13 protein-coding genes are annotated in these 16,510 nt (G+C 55.4%); all 13 read left to right on the top strand.

Annotated features, from left to right (window positions below):
• Position 1 precedes the first annotated feature (1 nt).
• Positions 2-2,329: a peptidoglycan glycosyltransferase PbpC gene (pbpC, locus tag FFS28_RS10505; RefSeq protein WP_137849501.1), complete on the top strand. Its 2,328-nt coding sequence runs from the start codon at positions 2-4 to the stop codon at positions 2,327-2,329.
• Positions 2,330-2,484: 155 nt separating this feature from the next.
• Positions 2,485-4,863: a DMSO/selenate family reductase complex A subunit gene (locus FFS28_RS10500; RefSeq protein WP_349304216.1), complete on the top strand. Its 2,379-nt coding sequence runs from the start codon at positions 2,485-2,487 to the stop codon at positions 4,861-4,863.
• Positions 4,860-5,489 carry a DMSO/selenate family reductase complex B subunit gene (locus tag FFS28_RS10495; RefSeq protein ID WP_006176673.1) on the top strand — a complete coding sequence of 210 codons (630 nt, stop codon included), beginning with the start codon at positions 4,860-4,862 and terminating at the stop codon, positions 5,487-5,489. Before FFS28_RS10500 ends, FFS28_RS10495 begins: the two co-directional genes overlap by 4 nt.
• Positions 5,482-6,285 (top strand): dimethyl sulfoxide reductase anchor subunit family protein, encoded by an 804-nt coding sequence (locus FFS28_RS10490; protein ID WP_137849499.1) that lies wholly within the window; start codon positions 5,482-5,484, stop codon positions 6,283-6,285. Before FFS28_RS10495 ends, FFS28_RS10490 begins: the two co-directional genes overlap by 8 nt.
• Positions 6,282-7,157: a 4Fe-4S dicluster domain-containing protein gene (locus FFS28_RS10485; protein WP_249357434.1), complete on the top strand. Its 876-nt coding sequence runs from the start codon at positions 6,282-6,284 to the stop codon at positions 7,155-7,157. The genes FFS28_RS10490 and FFS28_RS10485 overlap by 4 nt, the downstream gene beginning before the upstream one ends.
• Positions 7,158-7,279: 122 nt before the next feature.
• Positions 7,280-7,711 (top strand): nucleoside-diphosphate kinase, encoded by a 432-nt coding sequence (gene ndk, locus FFS28_RS10480; RefSeq protein WP_006176670.1) that lies wholly within the window; start codon positions 7,280-7,282, stop codon positions 7,709-7,711.
• Between the two features lie 147 nt (positions 7,712-7,858).
• Positions 7,859-9,025 (top strand): dual-specificity RNA methyltransferase RlmN, encoded by a 1,167-nt coding sequence (gene rlmN, locus FFS28_RS10475; RefSeq protein WP_006176669.1) that lies wholly within the window; start codon positions 7,859-7,861, stop codon positions 9,023-9,025.
• Between the two features lie 292 nt (positions 9,026-9,317).
• A complete protein-coding gene (gene rodZ / locus FFS28_RS10470) occupies positions 9,318-10,331 on the top strand; it encodes a cytoskeleton protein RodZ (RefSeq protein WP_137849497.1) in 1,014 nt (337 codons plus the stop codon).
• Positions 10,332-10,357: 26 nt separating this feature from the next.
• Entirely contained in the window at positions 10,358-11,476 is a 1,119-nt protein-coding gene (gene ispG, locus FFS28_RS10465) for a flavodoxin-dependent (E)-4-hydroxy-3-methylbut-2-enyl-diphosphate synthase (protein ID WP_058610300.1), read from the top strand.
• A gap of 81 nt (positions 11,477-11,557) precedes the next feature.
• Positions 11,558-12,832 (top strand): histidine--tRNA ligase, encoded by a 1,275-nt coding sequence (hisS, locus tag FFS28_RS10460; RefSeq protein WP_042320417.1) that lies wholly within the window; start codon positions 11,558-11,560, stop codon positions 12,830-12,832.
• A 13-nt stretch (positions 12,833-12,845) separates the two neighbouring features.
• Positions 12,846-13,466: a YfgM family protein gene (locus FFS28_RS10455; RefSeq protein ID WP_006176665.1), complete on the top strand. Its 621-nt coding sequence runs from the start codon at positions 12,846-12,848 to the stop codon at positions 13,464-13,466.
• Positions 13,467-13,476: 10 nt separating this feature from the next.
• The gene (gene bamB, locus FFS28_RS10450; protein ID WP_137849496.1) at positions 13,477-14,655 is read left to right on the top strand and encodes an outer membrane protein assembly factor BamB; all 1,179 of its coding nucleotides are present in this window, start codon (positions 13,477-13,479) and stop codon (positions 14,653-14,655) included.
• A gap of 112 nt (positions 14,656-14,767) precedes the next feature.
• Positions 14,768-16,243 carry a ribosome biogenesis GTPase Der gene (gene der, locus FFS28_RS10445; RefSeq protein ID WP_137849495.1) on the top strand — a complete coding sequence of 492 codons (1,476 nt, stop codon included), beginning with the start codon at positions 14,768-14,770 and terminating at the stop codon, positions 16,241-16,243.
• The last annotated feature ends 267 nt before the right edge of the window (positions 16,244-16,510 follow it).

Below are 16,510 nucleotides of genomic sequence, written 5' to 3'. Positions count from 1 at the left end.
GATGCTGATGGCACGTCTGATACGCTCCCGCTGGCTGTGGCTGGCGGGAGCGCTTCTTATTTTATGGGGGCTGATTATCGCCGCTGACCGCCTGTGGCCGTTGCCCTTGAAGGAGGTCAACCCTGCAAGGGTTGTGGTGGATGAAAAAGGCACGCCGCTGTGGCGTTTTGCCGACAGCGACGGTATCTGGCGTTATCCGGTTACGCTTGAAGACGTTTCTCCTCTGTACCTCGACGCCCTGATCCAGTATGAAGACCGCTGGTTCTGGGATCATCCCGGTGTGAATCCGTTCTCCGTGCTGCGCGCGGCCTGGCAGGATCTGAGCTCCGGTAAGGTCATTTCTGGCGGCAGCACGCTCACCATGCAGGTGGCTCGTCTTTTAGATCCGCATCCGCGCACTTTTGGCGGCAAAATTCGTCAGCTCTGGCGCGCCATGCAGCTGGAGTGGCACCTCCCCAAGCGCGATATTCTCACGCTCTATCTCAATCGCGCCCCGTTTGGCGGCACGCTGCAGGGGATCGGCGCGGCAAGCTGGACGTATCTTGGTAAACCGCCTTCTCACCTGAGCTACTCCGAAGCGGCGCTGCTTGCGGTGTTACCCCAGGCCCCCAGTCGCTTACGACCTGACCGCTGGCCGGAACGCGCGGAAGCGGCCCGCAATAAGGTTCTTGATCGAATGCTGACGCAGGGCGTCTGGTCAGCAAAACAGGTGAAGGAGTCACGCGAGGAGCCGGTCTGGCTGGCACCACGCCAGATGCCGCAGCTGGCACCGCTTTTCTCCCGTATGATGCTGACGAAAAGCCGTGAGACGAAAATTGTCACCACCCTGAATGCGTCGTTACAACGGCAGCTTGAGGAGCTGGCGCTGAACTGGAAATCCCGCCTGCCCGCGCGCAGTTCCCTGGCGATGATCGTGGTCGATCACACTAACATGAAGGTTCGCGGCTGGGTCGGTTCGGTGGATATCAATGATGACAGTCGCTTCAGCCACGTGGATATGGTTAACGCCGTACGATCGCCGGGATCGGTTTTAAAGCCATTTATCTATGGTATGGCGATGGATGAAGGCTTGATTCATCCCGCCTCTCTGCTTCAGGACGTGCCGCGAAAAACGGGTGATTATCGGCCCGGTAATTTCGATAGCGGCTTTCATGGCCCGGTCAGCATGAGCGAGGCGCTGGTGCGTTCACTCAACCTGCCCGCCGTGCAGGTTCTTGAAGCCTACGGGCCAAAACGCTTCGCCGGCATGCTGAGCAACGCGGGGCTTCCGCTGATCCTGCCTGCCGGGGCGCAGCCGAATTTGTCGCTCATTCTGGGCGGGGCGGGGGCGCGTTTGTCCGACATTGCCGCCGCCTATAGCGCCTTCGCTCGTCATGGAAAGGCGGGGAGGCTTCGTTTGCAGCCGCAAGATCCACTCACCGAGCGGCCTTTGCTGTCGCAAGGTTCAGCGTGGATCATTCGACGGATCCTGGCTAATGAAGCGCAGCCTCTGCCGGACGGTGCGCTTCCTCAGGTGGCACCGCTGGCATGGAAAACCGGAACCAGCTATGGCTACCGTGATGCCTGGGCCATCGGAATTAACGCCCGCTACGTGATCGGCATCTGGACCGGTCGCCCGGATGGCACGCCGGTGGCCGGGCAGTTTGGATTTGCCAGCGCCGTCCCGCTGTTAAACCAGGTCAACAATCTGCTTCAGTCTCATTCCACGATCGATGAGGCCCGTCTGCCGCGCGATCCGCGTCCCGCCAGCGTAGGGCGCGGGACCATTTGCTGGCCAGGGGGGCAATCGCTGCCGGAAGGCAGTGAAAACTGTCGACGCCGCCTTTCAACCTGGCTGCTGGAGGGCAGCGAGCCGCCAACCCTGCTGCTGCCTGAGCAGGAAGGCATTCGCGGGATCCGTTTCCCCATCTGGGTGGATAATGCCGGAAAACGCGTGGCAGCAGACTGCCCGGAGGCGACAGAGAAAGTATTGGATATATGGCCGCTGCCGCTCGACCCCTGGCTGCCGCCGTCAGAAAGGCGGGCTGCCCGCATCCCAACTGCGTCTAAAACCTGTCCGCCGTTTGATAATCATAATGTTGCACCGCTCATGCTTTCAGGCGTACGGGAAGGGGCGGTAATTAAGCGACTGCCGGGGCAGGAAAACATGACGCTTGCTGTGACGACCAGCGGGGGGGAAGGTCAGCGCTGGTGGTTTTTAAACGGTGAGCCTCTGGACGGGCGGAATAATTATCAATCTTTATTATTAAATAAACCTGGTGAATATCAACTGGTCGTAATGGATGAGTCCGGGCAGGTCGTTGCGGTTAATTTTTCATTAAATCGTTAGGGATTTATTAAATTTGTTAAGTGATTAACTCTTTTAAAAAATAACGATTCTTATTATCGAAATTTAGTGGTAACCCGAAAGAGTTACCTTGATAATTATCAAATGTGACGGCCTTCAAAACCGCGAGAATGCGCTTTTATTTGAAGGACCGAGCAATGAAAAAAATAGCCAGCCAGGGAGACGGTGTCATTCCTGCCCTGTCTCGACGCCATTTTATCCAGGCCAGTTCGGCGCTGGTTGCCCTGCCGTTTGTCTCAACGTCAGTCAGGGCTGATGCGGCTACCCCTTCTGTAGCGGAAAATACGCCTTCAGAAAAGGTTGTCCAGACCTGCAGTACGTTTGACTGCGGCGGAAAATGTGATATTCGTGCGCACGTTAGCGATGGGGTAGTGACGCGTATTTCTACCCGTCCGGATAATGAACTCGATCCTCAGATGCCCGTTATGCGTGCCTGCGTTCGCGGTCGCTCCTATCGTAAATTCGTTTATCATCCTGACCGTCTTAAATATCCAATGAAACGCGTTGGCAAACGCGGAGAAGGAAAATTTGAGCGTATTTCATGGGATGAAGCGACAACGCTGATTGCCAATAATTTAAAAACCATCACCGAAAAATATGGCGTCGCGTCACGCTATGTTCATGTGGGTACGGCGGTTTCCGGCGGAACATTCTCCGGTGATAAAATGGTACGTCGCCTGCTTAATTTAACCGGCGGGTACCTTGAAAGCTATCACTCGGTCAGCATGGGTAACACGGCGGCTGCCACCCCTTACACCTATGGCACCGCGGCCAGCGGCAGCTCGCTCGACACGCTTCTGGATACCAAACTGGTGATCCTGTGGGGACATAACCCAACGGAAACCATTTTTGGCCATACCAACTACTTCTTCCAGAAGATGAAGCAAAACGGTACCCGCTTTATCATCGTCGACCCGCGTTATTCTGATACGGTTTCTTCGCTGGCAGACCAGTGGATACCGCTGCTGCCGACCACCGATAATGCCCTGATGGACGCCATGATGTACGTCATCGTGACGGAAAATCTGCACGATCGCGATTTTATCACCCGCCATACCATTGGCTTTGATGAAGCATCAATGCCGGAAGGCGTGCCGGCAAATGAGTCGCTGGTTGCCTACCTTACCGGTGCAAAAGATGGCGTTGCGAAAACGCCGGAATGGGCAGAAAAAATTACCCATGTTCCCGCACAGACGATCCGCCAGCTGGCGCGTGACTATGCCAATACCAAACCCGCAGCCCTGATCCAGGGGTGGGGCCCGCAGCGTCATAACTGCGGCGAGCGTACTGCGCGCGGTTCGACGCTGCTCGCGACGCTGACCGGTAACGTTGGCGTGAAAGGCGGCTGGGCGGCAGGCTACGGTGGCTGCGGCAATCGTAAATTTGCCGCCGGGCCAGAAATGCCGGATAACCCGGTGAAGGCCAAAATCTCGGTGATGAACTGGGTGCAGGCCGCAGACGACGCCACAAAGGTGACGCCTGAAGATGGCCTGAAAGATGCTGACAAACTCGACAGCAATATCCGTATTCTGTTTTCGCTGGCCGGGAACTATCTTGCCAACCAGAACCCGGATCTTCATCAGGCGACCCGCGTGCTGGAAGATGAGTCCAAAATTCAGTTCATCGTGGCAAGCGATCTGTATATGACGCCGAGCGCCCGGTATGCGGATCTGCTGCTGCCGGAAACCAGCTTTATGGAACGCTGGAACATCGGCGAAACCTGGGGTACGGCAAGCTACCTGATCCTGTCAGAAAAACTGATCGAGCCGGAATTTGAACGCCGTTCAGACTATGACTGGCTGCGTGAGGTTGTGGCGAAGCTGGGTATTGAGCACGAATTCAGCCAGGGTCGCGACGAAAAGGCCTGGATTGAACACATCTGGGAACAGACGCGCCTGGCGATGCCGGATGAAAACCTGCCTGATTTCGCGACGCTGCAAAAAACGCGTCAGCACCTGTTTAAAAGCGCGCCGTTTGTCGCCTTTGAAGACAACATTCGCGATCCGGACAATCATCCATTCCCGACCCCGTCCGGGAAAATTGAGATCTTCTCAAAGCGCCTGTACGACATGAACCATCCGGAAATCCCGGCGCTGTCGCACTACGTGCCTGCGCATGAAGGCCCGGAAGACGCGCTGGCGAAAAGCTTCCCGCTGCAGTTGATTACCTGGAAAGGTAAAAACCGCGCCAACTCTACCCAGTACGCTAACCCGTGGCTGATCGAAGTGCAGCAGCAGAAACTGTGGATCAACCCGCAGGATGCGCAGCGTCGCGGCATTTCGCAGGGCGATACGGTACGCATTCATAACCAGCGTGGGATCTGCGAAGTTCCGGCGGAGGTTACGCCACGCATTATCCCTGGCGTAGTGGCCATGCAGGCCGGTGCCTGGTGGCAGCCGGACGAGCAGGGCGTCGATAAAGGCGGCTGCGCGAACGTACTGAGTTCTGCACGTATTACTGCGCTCGCGAAAGGGAATTCACATCAAACCATGCTGGTGGAGGTAGCAAAAGCATGAGTAAGTTTAAACACTATGCGCCGGTGAGCGATAAACAGCTGGGTTTCTTTATTGATTCTTCCCGCTGCTCGGGCTGTAAGGCTTGTCAGGTAGCGTGTAAAGATAAAAACAACCTTGAGGTTGGGCGTCGTTTTCGCCGGGTATATGAAGTTAACGGCGGGAACTTTATTCCTACCGGACAGGGTGGCGTGAGCAACAACGTCTTTGCCTATACGCTCTCGATCTCCTGCAACCACTGTGCAGACCCAATCTGCACCAAAAACTGTCCGACGACCGCCATGCACAAGCGTCCGGGTGACGGCATTGTGCGCGTCGATACGGATAAGTGCGTAGGGTGCGGCTACTGTGCGTGGTCTTGTCCTTACGGCGCGCCGCAGCTTAACGAACAGACCGGGCAGATGTCGAAATGCGATTTCTGTGTGGATCTGCAGGCGAAAGGCGAGCAGCCTGTCTGCGTAGCAACCTGTCCGCTGGAAGCGATCAAGTTTGGTCCGATTGACGAACTGCGCGCCAAATATGGCTCAGTATGTGACGTCAAAGGGCTGCCTGATTCATCCATCACCCATCCTAATCTGGTAGTGAAAGCGCACCAGGGTGCAGAAAAAGAGGGTAAACGTCATGCATGAGTTACCGCTGCTGATTTTTACGCTGTTCCTGCAAGGTTCAGTAGGCGTCACGCTGTGGCTGGGTCTGGGACGCCAGCAGGTTATGGGCGCGCGCGCCTGTGACCGTAGCGTAGCCATCGCCGCTGCCGGTGCGTTCGTGCTGGCGAGCCTGGGTCTGCTGGCCTCAGCGCTCCACATGGGCTATCCGCTGAATGCGCTGAACGCGCTGCGCCACGTAGCCAGCTCCTGGCTTAGCCGTGAGATTGTCTTTGCCAGCCTTTATCTGGCGGCACTTGGTTTTGCGGTGCTGCTGATGTTCTTCAGTAAGCCTGGCGGTAAAGCGCTGCTGGCGCTGGCGGGCCTCATTGGGCTGGTGGATGTGTTCTGTATGGCACAGATTTACATCCACGCCTCGGTGGTGACCTGGCAGCATATCAATACGCTGTTCATGTTTATGGGCTCAGTCGGGATTGTCGGTTCGGCCTGTGTAGCGCTGGGGGCACAAACCCGAAATGCGCTGCGTACGGCGGCAATCGTCGTGACCCTGCTGGTGCTGGCTCGCCTGATCATGCAACCCGTGTGGCTGTCGGACATCATGGCGGTAGATAACAGCGTGGTGACCTTCCCGCACTCGCCGCTGCAGATGTTTGAGCAACTGCGCAATGTCTATCTACTGGGCTGGTGCGTATCGGTTGTGGGGATGCTCTGCTTTGCGGCAGGCGGCCTCAAACAGACGCGAAGCCTCCTGCTGGCGGGAAGCGCGCTGCTGATCCTGGGTGAGATTGTGCTGCGTTTCGTCTTCTTTAGTATTGGCTGATGAAGATTACGTTTGCCCCGGCGATGGACGTGACGCAAGCCTGCGTCCGTCGCCGATTTCGGCACGCAACCTGCCACGCCTGCGCGGACGTCTGTCCGGCGCAGGCGTTTTCCGTGACGGACGGGCAGTTTAACATCGACCCTACACGCTGCATTGAATGCGGCGATTGCCTCTTCGTTTGCCCCACAGACGCCATCTCCGGTGTCGTTCCTCAGCGGCGTTTCATCAATAGCGACACGCTTACCGGCCCGTTCGCCGTTCACCCCCCGACGGTCAATGAGCTGTTGCTCTGGCACGCTCAGTACGGCATACGCTTTATCAGCATCGATGCCGAATCTTCTTCCGCCTGGATGGTGGCGCTTGTCCGCCTGAACCTGGCGCTTCGACGCCTCGGTGAGCCAGCCTGGTCCTTCAAAGTAGTTCCAGCGAGCGACATTAGCCTGTCGCGACGCGCGCTGATCCACGCTCCCCGAGAAGACGTAAAGGCTTGTACCGTGCAGCCGGGCAAACGTCAGCAGCGGCAGGCATTCCCCCGTTTCAGCGAATTCGACGTGCTTCCCGACACGGAAAAATGCATTCTGTGCGGCGCCTGCTGGCGAAGCTGTCCCGAAAAAGCCATACGGTTTGAGGATAATGCGCTGGTGATGGAGAACGCGCGCTGTACCGGATGCGGCGGGTGTGAAGCGGTTTGTCCTTCTCATGCCATAAAGGTGATGCCCGCAGAAGGGGAGGCGCAGCAGCATACGTGGGAGGCGCAGGCCGCTACCTGTACGTCATGCAGCCGTCCGTTCTGGCGATTTAACGCCGATGAAAAGCAGTGCTATCTCTGTGCGGGGCAGACGCAGAGCATGAGAAACTTGACCTGTTGCTAATCTTCGTCTCATTTTAAAAAAATGTTACCTGAATCCATAGGCAATCGCGCTATTGCTCTTTATAATCCGCGCCACACCATACTCAGGTATGCAAAACAACAGAACATTTGACAGAGGTTATCATGGCTATTGAACGTACTTTTTCCATCATCAAGCCAAACGCGGTGGCAAAAAACGTTATTGGCAGCATCTTCTCTCGCTTTGAATCAGCAGGGTTCAAGATCGTTGGCACCAAAATGCTGCACCTGACCGTTGAACAGGCTCGCGGTTTCTACGCTGAGCACGAAGGTCGTCCATTCTTCGATGGCCTGGTCGAGTTCATGACCTCCGGCCCGATCGTGGTTTCCGTGCTGGAAGGTGAAAACGCCGTACAGCGTCACCGTGACCTGCTGGGTGCGACCAACCCGGAAAACGCGCTGGCAGGCACCCTGCGTGCAGATTACGCGGACAGCTTCACCGAAAACGGCACCCACGGTTCCGACTCCGTTGAATCTGCTGCGCGCGAAATCGCATTCTTCTTCGCAGAAGGCGAAGTGTGCGCCCGCACTCGCTAATAATTTCGTAAATGCCGTGTGCAAACGTGGCATCCCTGCGCCAGACTTTGTACAATGCAACGCCCCGGATGAGCACACTGCCTGCCGGGGCGTTTCTTTTCAACCCTCCATGGGCCATAACGTGTAACAACGAGGCCGGATAAAATTATGTCTGAATTAGTGAACACCTCCGAAGTCGCCATTCCTGCGGTTCCAAATAAAAATGGAAAAATCAACCTGTTGGACCTGAACCGTCAGCAGATGCGCGAGTTCTTTAAAGAGATGGGCGAGAAGCCGTTTCGTGCCGACCAGGTCATGAAATGGATGTACCACTATTGCAGCGACAATTTTGATGACATGACTGACATCAATAAAGTCCTGCGCAATAAGCTCAAAGAAGTGGCCGAAATCCGTGCGCCTGAAGTGGTTGAAGAGCAACGCTCTTCAGACGGCACGATCAAATGGGCGATTGCCGTAGGCGATCAGCGCGTTGAAACGGTCTATATCCCGGAAGACGATCGCGCCACGCTGTGCGTCTCCTCACAGGTTGGCTGTGCGCTGGAGTGTAAATTCTGCTCTACGGCTCAGCAGGGCTTTAACCGTAACCTGCGCGTATCTGAAATTATCGGTCAGGTATGGCGTGCGGCGAAAATCGTTGGTGCGGCAAAAGTGACCGGTACCCGTCCTATCACCAACGTGGTGATGATGGGGATGGGCGAGCCGCTGCTGAACCTGACCAACGTGGTTCCGGCGATGGAAATCATGCTCGACGATTTCGGTTTTGGCCTCTCCAAGCGTCGCGTTACGCTCTCCACTTCTGGTGTAGTGCCTGCCCTGGATAAACTGGGCGACATGATTGACGTTGCGCTGGCGATCTCGCTGCATGCGCCGAACGATGCGATTCGTGACGAAATTGTACCTATCAACAAAAAGTACAATATCGAAACCTTCCTGGCCGGCGTGCGTCGTTACCTGGAGAAATCCAATGCCAACCAGGGCCGCGTGACCATTGAGTACGTGATGCTGGATCATGTGAATGACGGCACCGAGCATGCACACGAACTGGCTGAGCTGCTCAAAGATACGCCGTGCAAGATCAACCTGATCCCGTGGAACCCGTTCCCGGGCGCGCCGTATGGCCGTAGCTCCAACAGCCGCATCGATCGCTTCTCGAAAGTGCTCATGGAGTACGGTTTTACCACTATCGTGCGTAAAACCCGTGGCGATGACATTGATGCCGCATGCGGGCAGCTGGCGGGTGACGTCATTGACCGTACCAAACGTACCCTGCGTAAACGCATGCAGGGCGAGACGATTGCGGTCAAAGCTGTTTGATTATTATGCTTTCACGGCGCACTATCTGCGCCGTGAGGCGTAATCTCATTGAATAATCAGTCAGATTCGTGACGTTTTATCAATAATTACGGTGCGTTTCATATGACTTTCGGGCAGTATGTAACGACGTAACAACAGTTTAGCTTCATGGGCAGGGCGGCACTGTCATCTCAAGGTTGACAGTCTTATACTGTCTGTTCAAGGTTAACTGACCAGAAGTTTCGCGGTGCGGGTAGCATTGTGACTCGCCGGCACCTGAACCCTTTTTTTCACGTACCAGTAGTTGTAGCGAATGAATACTGAAGCCACTCACGACCAACATGAAGCACTCTCCACTGGCGTTCGTCTTCGCAACGCCCGTGAACAACTCGGACTTAGCCAACAGGCCGTTGCAGAACGCTTATGCCTGAAGGTTTCCACGGTTCGCGATATTGAAGAAGATAAGGCGCCTGCCGATCTGGCTTCAACATTTCTGCGTGGTTATATCCGCTCTTATGCAAAACTGGTGCATATCCCCGAAGAAGAATTACTGCCCATGATGGAGAAGCAGGCACCGGTTCGTGCAGCGAAAGTTGCGCCGATGCAGACGTTCTCTCTGGGTAAGCGTCGTAAAAAACGCGATGGCTGGCTGATGAGCTTCACCTGGCTGGTGCTGTTCGTGGTGGTCGGTCTGACGGGCGCATGGTGGTGGCAAAACCACAAAGCGCAGCAGGAAGAGATCACGACGATGGCCGATCAGTCTTCGGCCGAGCTTAATCAGTCCGGTAATGATAATGCGCAAAGCGTGCCGCTGAACACGGGCGCTGAAACCCCTTCAACCGATCCTCAGACCGCGGCGACAGACGCGCCAGCAACCGATTCTGCACAGACTCCGGCAGCCACGGCTAACACCCCTCCGGCAACTCAGGATCCGAATGCGGTTGTTGCGCCTTCGCAGGCCAATGTCGATACGGCAACGACTACCCCGGCCGCGACCCAGCCAACAGAAACAAACGCTGCACCGTTGCCAACGGACCAGGCGGGTGTCGCGACACCTGCGGCCGATCCTAATGCGCTGGTGATGAACTTTACGGCAGATTGCTGGTTAGAAGTCACTGACGCAACAGGAAAAAAACTGTTTAGCGGCCTGCAGCGTAAAGATGGCACGTTAAACCTAACCGGCCAGGCACCGTATAAACTTAAAATCGGCGCTCCGGCAGCGGTACAGATCCAGTATCAAGGAAAACCTGTTGATCTGAGCCGCTTTATCAGAACTAACCAGGTTGCACGTCTTACCGTTAATGCCGAACAATCAGCAGCACAGTAACAGACGGGCAACGCGGGAGATTTTTCATGCATAACCAGGCTCCGATTCAACGTAGAAAATCAAAACGGATTTACGTTGGGAATGTGCCAGTCGGCGACGGCGCACCTATTGCCGTCCAGTCGATGACCAACACGCGCACCACGGATGTGGACGCGACGGTCAATCAAATTAAAGCGTTAGAACGCGTAGGCGCGGACATTGTTCGCGTCTCCGTGCCAACGATGGACGCCGCCGAGGCGTTCAAACTGATCAAGCAGCAGGTCAGCGTTCCGCTGGTGGCAGACATCCACTTCGATTACCGCATTGCACTCAAAGTCGCTGAGTATGGCGTAGATTGCCTGCGTATCAATCCGGGTAATATCGGTAGCGAAGAGCGTATTCGCATGGTTGTCGACTGCGCTCGCGATAAAAATATCCCTATCCGTATCGGCGTGAACGCCGGTTCTCTGGAAAAAGATCTCCAGGAAAAATACGGTGAACCTACGCCGCAGGCGCTGCTCGAATCAGCCATGCGCCACGTCGATCACCTGGATCGTCTTAACTTCGATCAGTTCAAAGTCAGCGTTAAAGCATCGGATGTGTTCCTCGCGGTAGAGTCGTATCGCCTGCTGGCTAAACAGATCGATCAGCCTCTGCACCTTGGCATCACCGAAGCCGGCGGCCTGCGTAGCGGTTCCGTTAAATCGGCGATCGGCCTGGGGCTGCTGCTTTCCGAAGGGATCGGCGATACCCTGCGCGTCTCTCTGGCGGCCGATCCGGTGGAAGAGATCAAAGTCGGCTTCGATATTCTGAAATCACTGCGTATTCGCGCTCGTGGGATCAACTTTATCGCCTGCCCAACCTGTTCACGCCAGGAATTTGACGTGATCGGTACGGTGAATGCCCTTGAGCAGCGTCTGGAAGATATCATCACCCCGATGGACGTCTCTATTATCGGCTGCGTGGTGAACGGTCCGGGCGAAGCGCTGGTCTCCACGCTGGGCGTGACCGGCGGTAACAAGAAAAGTGGTCTCTATGAAGATGGCGTGCGTAAAGATCGTCTGGATAATAGCGACATGATCGATCAGCTTGAAGCCCGTATTCGTGCCAAAGCCACGATGCTGGACGAAGCGCAGCGCATCAGCGTTCAACAGGTCGAAAAATAACGTGTTGGGAAGCCGCTGGCTTCCCATGTATGATTGAACCCATTCTTTGGGTTCTTTTTTGTATATAGAAAGAGAATAAACGTGGCAAAAAACATTCAAGCCATCCGCGGCATGAACGATTATCTGCCTGGCGAAACCGCCATCTGGCAGCGCATTGAAGGCACACTCAAGCAGGTGCTCGGCAGCTACGGTTACAGCGAAATCCGTTTGCCGATTGTAGAGCAGACCCCGTTATTCAAACGCGCAATCGGTGAAGTGACCGATGTGGTTGAAAAAGAGATGTACACCTTTGAGGACCGCAACGGCGATAGCCTGACGCTGCGTCCAGAAGGGACGGCGGGCTGCGTACGCGCCGGCATCGAACATGGTCTCCTGTACAATCAGGAGCAGCGCCTGTGGTATATCGGCCCGATGTTCCGCCACGAACGTCCTCAGAAAGGTCGTTATCGCCAGTTTAATCAGCTGGGTGTGGAAGTCTTTGGCCTGCAGGGACCGGACATTGATGCTGAGCTTATCATGCTCACTGCCCGCTGGTGGCGCGCGCTGGGCATCGCTGAACACGTCTCTCTGGAACTGAACTCGATTGGTTCTCTTGAAGCGCGTGCGAACTACCGCGATGCGCTGGTGGCGTTCCTGGAACAGCACAAAGATAAGCTGGACGAAGATTGCCAGCGCCGTATGTACAGCAACCCGCTGCGCGTACTGGACTCCAAAAACCCGGATGTGCAGGCCTTGCTGAACGATGCGCCTGCGCTGGGTGATTATCTCGACGCAGAGTCTCGCGAGCACTTCGACGGGCTGTGTAAGCTGCTCGAAGCGGCAGGCATTGCTTATACCGTTAACCAGCGCCTGGTGCGCGGTCTGGACTACTATAACCGTACCGTATTTGAGTGGGTCACCACCAGCCTCGGTTCCCAGGGCACCGTGTGTGCTGGCGGTCGTTATGACGGCCTGGTTGAGCAGCTCGGTGGTCGTGCCGCCCCTGCCGTGGGCTTTGCAATGGGCCTTGAGCGACTTGTTTTGCTGGTTCAGGCAGTTAATCCGGAATTTAAAGCAGATTCCGTTGTCGATATATACCTGGTGGCTTCAGGTGCGGATACGCAGTCTGCGGCAATGCAGCTTGCCGAACGCGTGCGCGATGCGCTGCCGGACGTTAAGCTGATGACCAACCACGGCGGCGGCAACTTTAAAAAACAGTTTGCGCGTGCTGATAAGTGGGGCGCAAGTATCGCACTGGTGCTGGGTGAGTCCGAAGTGGCTAACGGCGACGTTGTGGTTAAAGACCTGCGCTCTGGTGAACAGACAACGGTAACGCAGGACGGCGTTGCGGCGCACTTGCGCACTTTATTGGGCTAAGGAGAAGGACTGCGTGGAAATTTACGAGAACGAAAACGACCAGGTCGATGCGGTTAAGCGCTTCTTTGCTGAAAACGGCAAAGCGCTGGTTGTTGGGGTGATTTTAGGTGTGGGTGCACTGATGGGCTGGCGTTACTGGAACAGCCATCAGGCCGATTCGGCTCGCGGTGCGTCCCTGGCTTATGAGAATACCGTCAGTGACATTCGTGCCGATCAGCCGCAAACGCTGGCGGCTGCTGAGAAGTTTGTCGCCGACAATAAAAACACCTACGGTGCGCTGGCCGCACTGGAAGTGGCGCAGCAGTACGTTGATAAAAACGAACTGGATAAAGCGGCTGCCCAGCTGTCGCAGAGTCTTGCGGCTGCCAGCGATGAAAACCTGAAAGCGGTCATTAACCTGCGTCTGGCACGTATCCAGGTTCAGCAGAAGAAAGCCGATGACGCGCTGAAAACCCTCGACACCATCAAAGGCGAAGGCTTTGCGGCCATCGTGGCTGACCTGCGCGGTGAAGCACTGCTGAGCAAAGGTGACAAAGAGGGCGCGCGTAAAGCGTGGCAAGCCGGCGTAGAGAGTAAAGCTTCACCTGCGCTGAGCGAAATGATGCAGATGAAAATAAATAATTTGTCCGTCTGAGAGGGACCCGATGCAATTGCGTAAATTACTTCTGCCAGGACTGCTTTCCGTTACGTTATTGAGTGGCTGTTCACTGTTCAGTGGCGAAGAAGATGTTGTCAAAATGTCCCCACTGCCGACGGTTGAAAACCAGTTTACCCCGTCTACCGCATGGAGCACCTCCGTCGGGAACGGAATTGGTGATTTCTATTCCAACCTGCATCCAGCCTTTGCTGACAGCGTTGTCTATGCGGCTGACCGCAAAGGCACCGTCAAAGCGCTTAACGCCGACGACGGAAAAGAGGTCTGGTCCGTTAATCTGGCGGAAAAAGACGGCTGGTTCTCGCGTAAACCTGCACTGCTCTCTGGCGGCCTGACCGTTGCCGGTGGTCATGTGTATGTCGGTAGCGAAAAAGCGCAGGTCTATGCGCTGAACGCCAGCGATGGCTCTATTGCATGGCAGACGACGGTTGCCGGTGAATCACTGTCTCGTCCGGTGGTTAGCGACGGCATGGTGTTGATTCATACCAGCAACGGCCAGCTGCAGGCGCTGAACGAAGCTGACGGTCTGGTGAAATGGACCGTTAACCTTGATATGCCTGCGCTCTCTCTGCGCGGTGAATCGGCTCCGGCCACCGCCTTTGGCGCTGCTATTGTTGGCGGTGACAACGGACGCGTGAGCGCGGTGCTGATGCAGGAAGGCCAGATGATTTGGCAGCAGCGTATCTCTCAGGCCACCGGTTCGACTGAAATTGACCGTCTGAGCGACGTTGATACGACTCCGGTCATCGTTGACGGCGTCGTTTACACGCTGGCGTACAACGGTAACCTGACCGCGCTTGATCTGCGCAGCGGCCAGATCATGTGGAAACGCGAACTGGGTTCCGTGAACGATTTCATCGTAGACGGCAACCGTATCTACATGGTTGACCAGAACGATCGTGTGCTGGCACTGAGCACCGAAGGCGGTGTGACCCTGTGGACGCAGAGCGATCTGTTGCACCGTCTGTTAACCGCACCGGCACTGTACAACGGTAGCCTGGTTGTGGGTGACAGTGAAGGTTACCTGCACTGGATTGACCCTGAAAACGGTCGCTTCACCGCACAGCAAAAAGTGGATAGCTCTGGCTTCCTGACTGAGCCGGTTGTCGCTGATGGTAAACTGCTGATTCAGGCAAAAGACGGCACGCTGTACGCGATCACGCGTTAATTACACAGCGGTTGTAGTATACTAAACGGCTCCTGTTAACTCAGGGGCCGTTTTGACATTTTTAAAAACGCCGCCGACGCGACGTTTAGTTGAATTTTATGAGGCTTCAAACATGGTACCTGTGGTCGCGCTTGTCGGGCGCCCTAACGTTGGAAAATCCACTCTTTTTAACCGTTTAACACGCACCCGTGATGCGCTGGTTGCGGATTTCCCGGGGCTGACGCGTGACCGTAAGTACGGTCGTGCAGAAGTGGAAGGACGCGAGTTCATCTGTATTGATACCGGTGGTATTGACGGGACAGAAGACGGCGTTGAAACGCGTATGGCTGAGCAGTCTCTGCTGGCGATTGAAGAGGCGGACGTCGTGCTCTTTATGGTGGATGCTCGTGCAGGGCTGATGCCTGCGGACTCCGCTATCGCGAAACATCTTCGCTCACGCGAAAAGCCTACCTTCCTGGTGGCAAACAAAACTGACGGTATTGATGCCGATCAGGCTGTTGCGGACTTCTGGTCTTTAGGTCTGGGGGATATCTACCCGATCGCGGCGTCTCATGGCCGTGGCGTGACCAGCCTCCTTGAAACCGTGCTGCTGCCGTGGGTTGATGAAGTGAACCCGCCGGAAGAAGTGGACGAAGACGCGGAGTACTGGGCGCAGTTCGAAGCCAATGAAGCGGGCGAGCAAGAAGAACCTGAAGACAACTTCAACCCGCAGGATCTGCCGATTAAGCTGGCAATCGTCGGGCGTCCTAACGTTGGTAAGTCGACACTTACTAACCGTATTTTGGGCGAAGAGCGCGTGGTCGTTTACGACATGCCTGGCACGACTCGTGACAGTATCTACATTCCGATGCAGCGTGACGAGCGTGAGTTCGTGCTCATCGACACCGCAGGCGTGCGTAAGCGCGGGAAAATCACCGATGTGGTGGAAAAATTCTCCGTTATCAAAACCCTGCAGGCCATTGAAGATGCCAACGTAGTGCTGTTGGTTATCGACGCGCGTGAAGGGATCTCCGATCAGGACCTCTCTCTGCTTGGCTTTATCCTCAATAGTGGGCGCTCACTGGTTATCGTCGTCAACAAGTGGGACGGCCTGAGCAATGAAGTGCGTGAGCAGGTGAAAGAGACCCTGGACTTCCGTCTGGGCTTCATCGATTTCGCTCGCGTACACTTTATCTCCGCGCTGCACGGCAGCGGCGTAGGTAACCTGTTCGAATCCGTTCGCGAGGCGTACGACAGTTCCACCCGTCGTCAGAGCACCGCCATGCTGACCCGTATCATGAATATGGCAGCAGAAGATCACCAGCCACCGCTGGTGCGCGGTCGTCGCGTGAAGCTGAAATATGCGCACGCCGGTGGTTATAACCCGCCTATCGTTGTGATCCACGGTAACCAGGTGAAAGACCTGCCGGATTCATACAAACGCTACCTGATGAACTACTTCCGTAAATCACTGGACGTGATGGGTACGCCTATCCGCATTCAGTTCAAGGAAGGGGAAAACCCGTTCGCGAACAAGCGTAACACCCTGACGCCAAACCAGATGCGTAAGCGTAAGCGTTTGATTAAACACATTAAGAAAAGCAAATAACACGCGTTTATCTCGCTAAAACCCGCGCCAGTCGCGGGTTTTTTATCTCTTTCTGCCTCCGTGGTATCCGGTGTGATGTCAATCACTATTCACTTTCAACCACGTATAAATCTAATAAAGTAGACAATCGTCGAATTTTCATCTTAAAGTCCAGGGTTCGGTACTAGACAAAACTAGCGCCTGGTTATCAAATGGTTAACCAACTTTTCGCCGCATGTAAAAAATCGGCCAGATACGTAACTGGCCGGCGTACCTGCTGGCGTTTAC

The sequence above is a fragment of the Enterobacter sp. 2VL genome (assembly GCF_005503595.1).
In the GTDB taxonomy this organism is placed as follows: domain Bacteria; phylum Pseudomonadota; class Gammaproteobacteria; order Enterobacterales; family Enterobacteriaceae; genus Enterobacter; species Enterobacter cancerogenus.
This window is presented reverse-complemented; position numbering and strand designations above follow the sequence as displayed.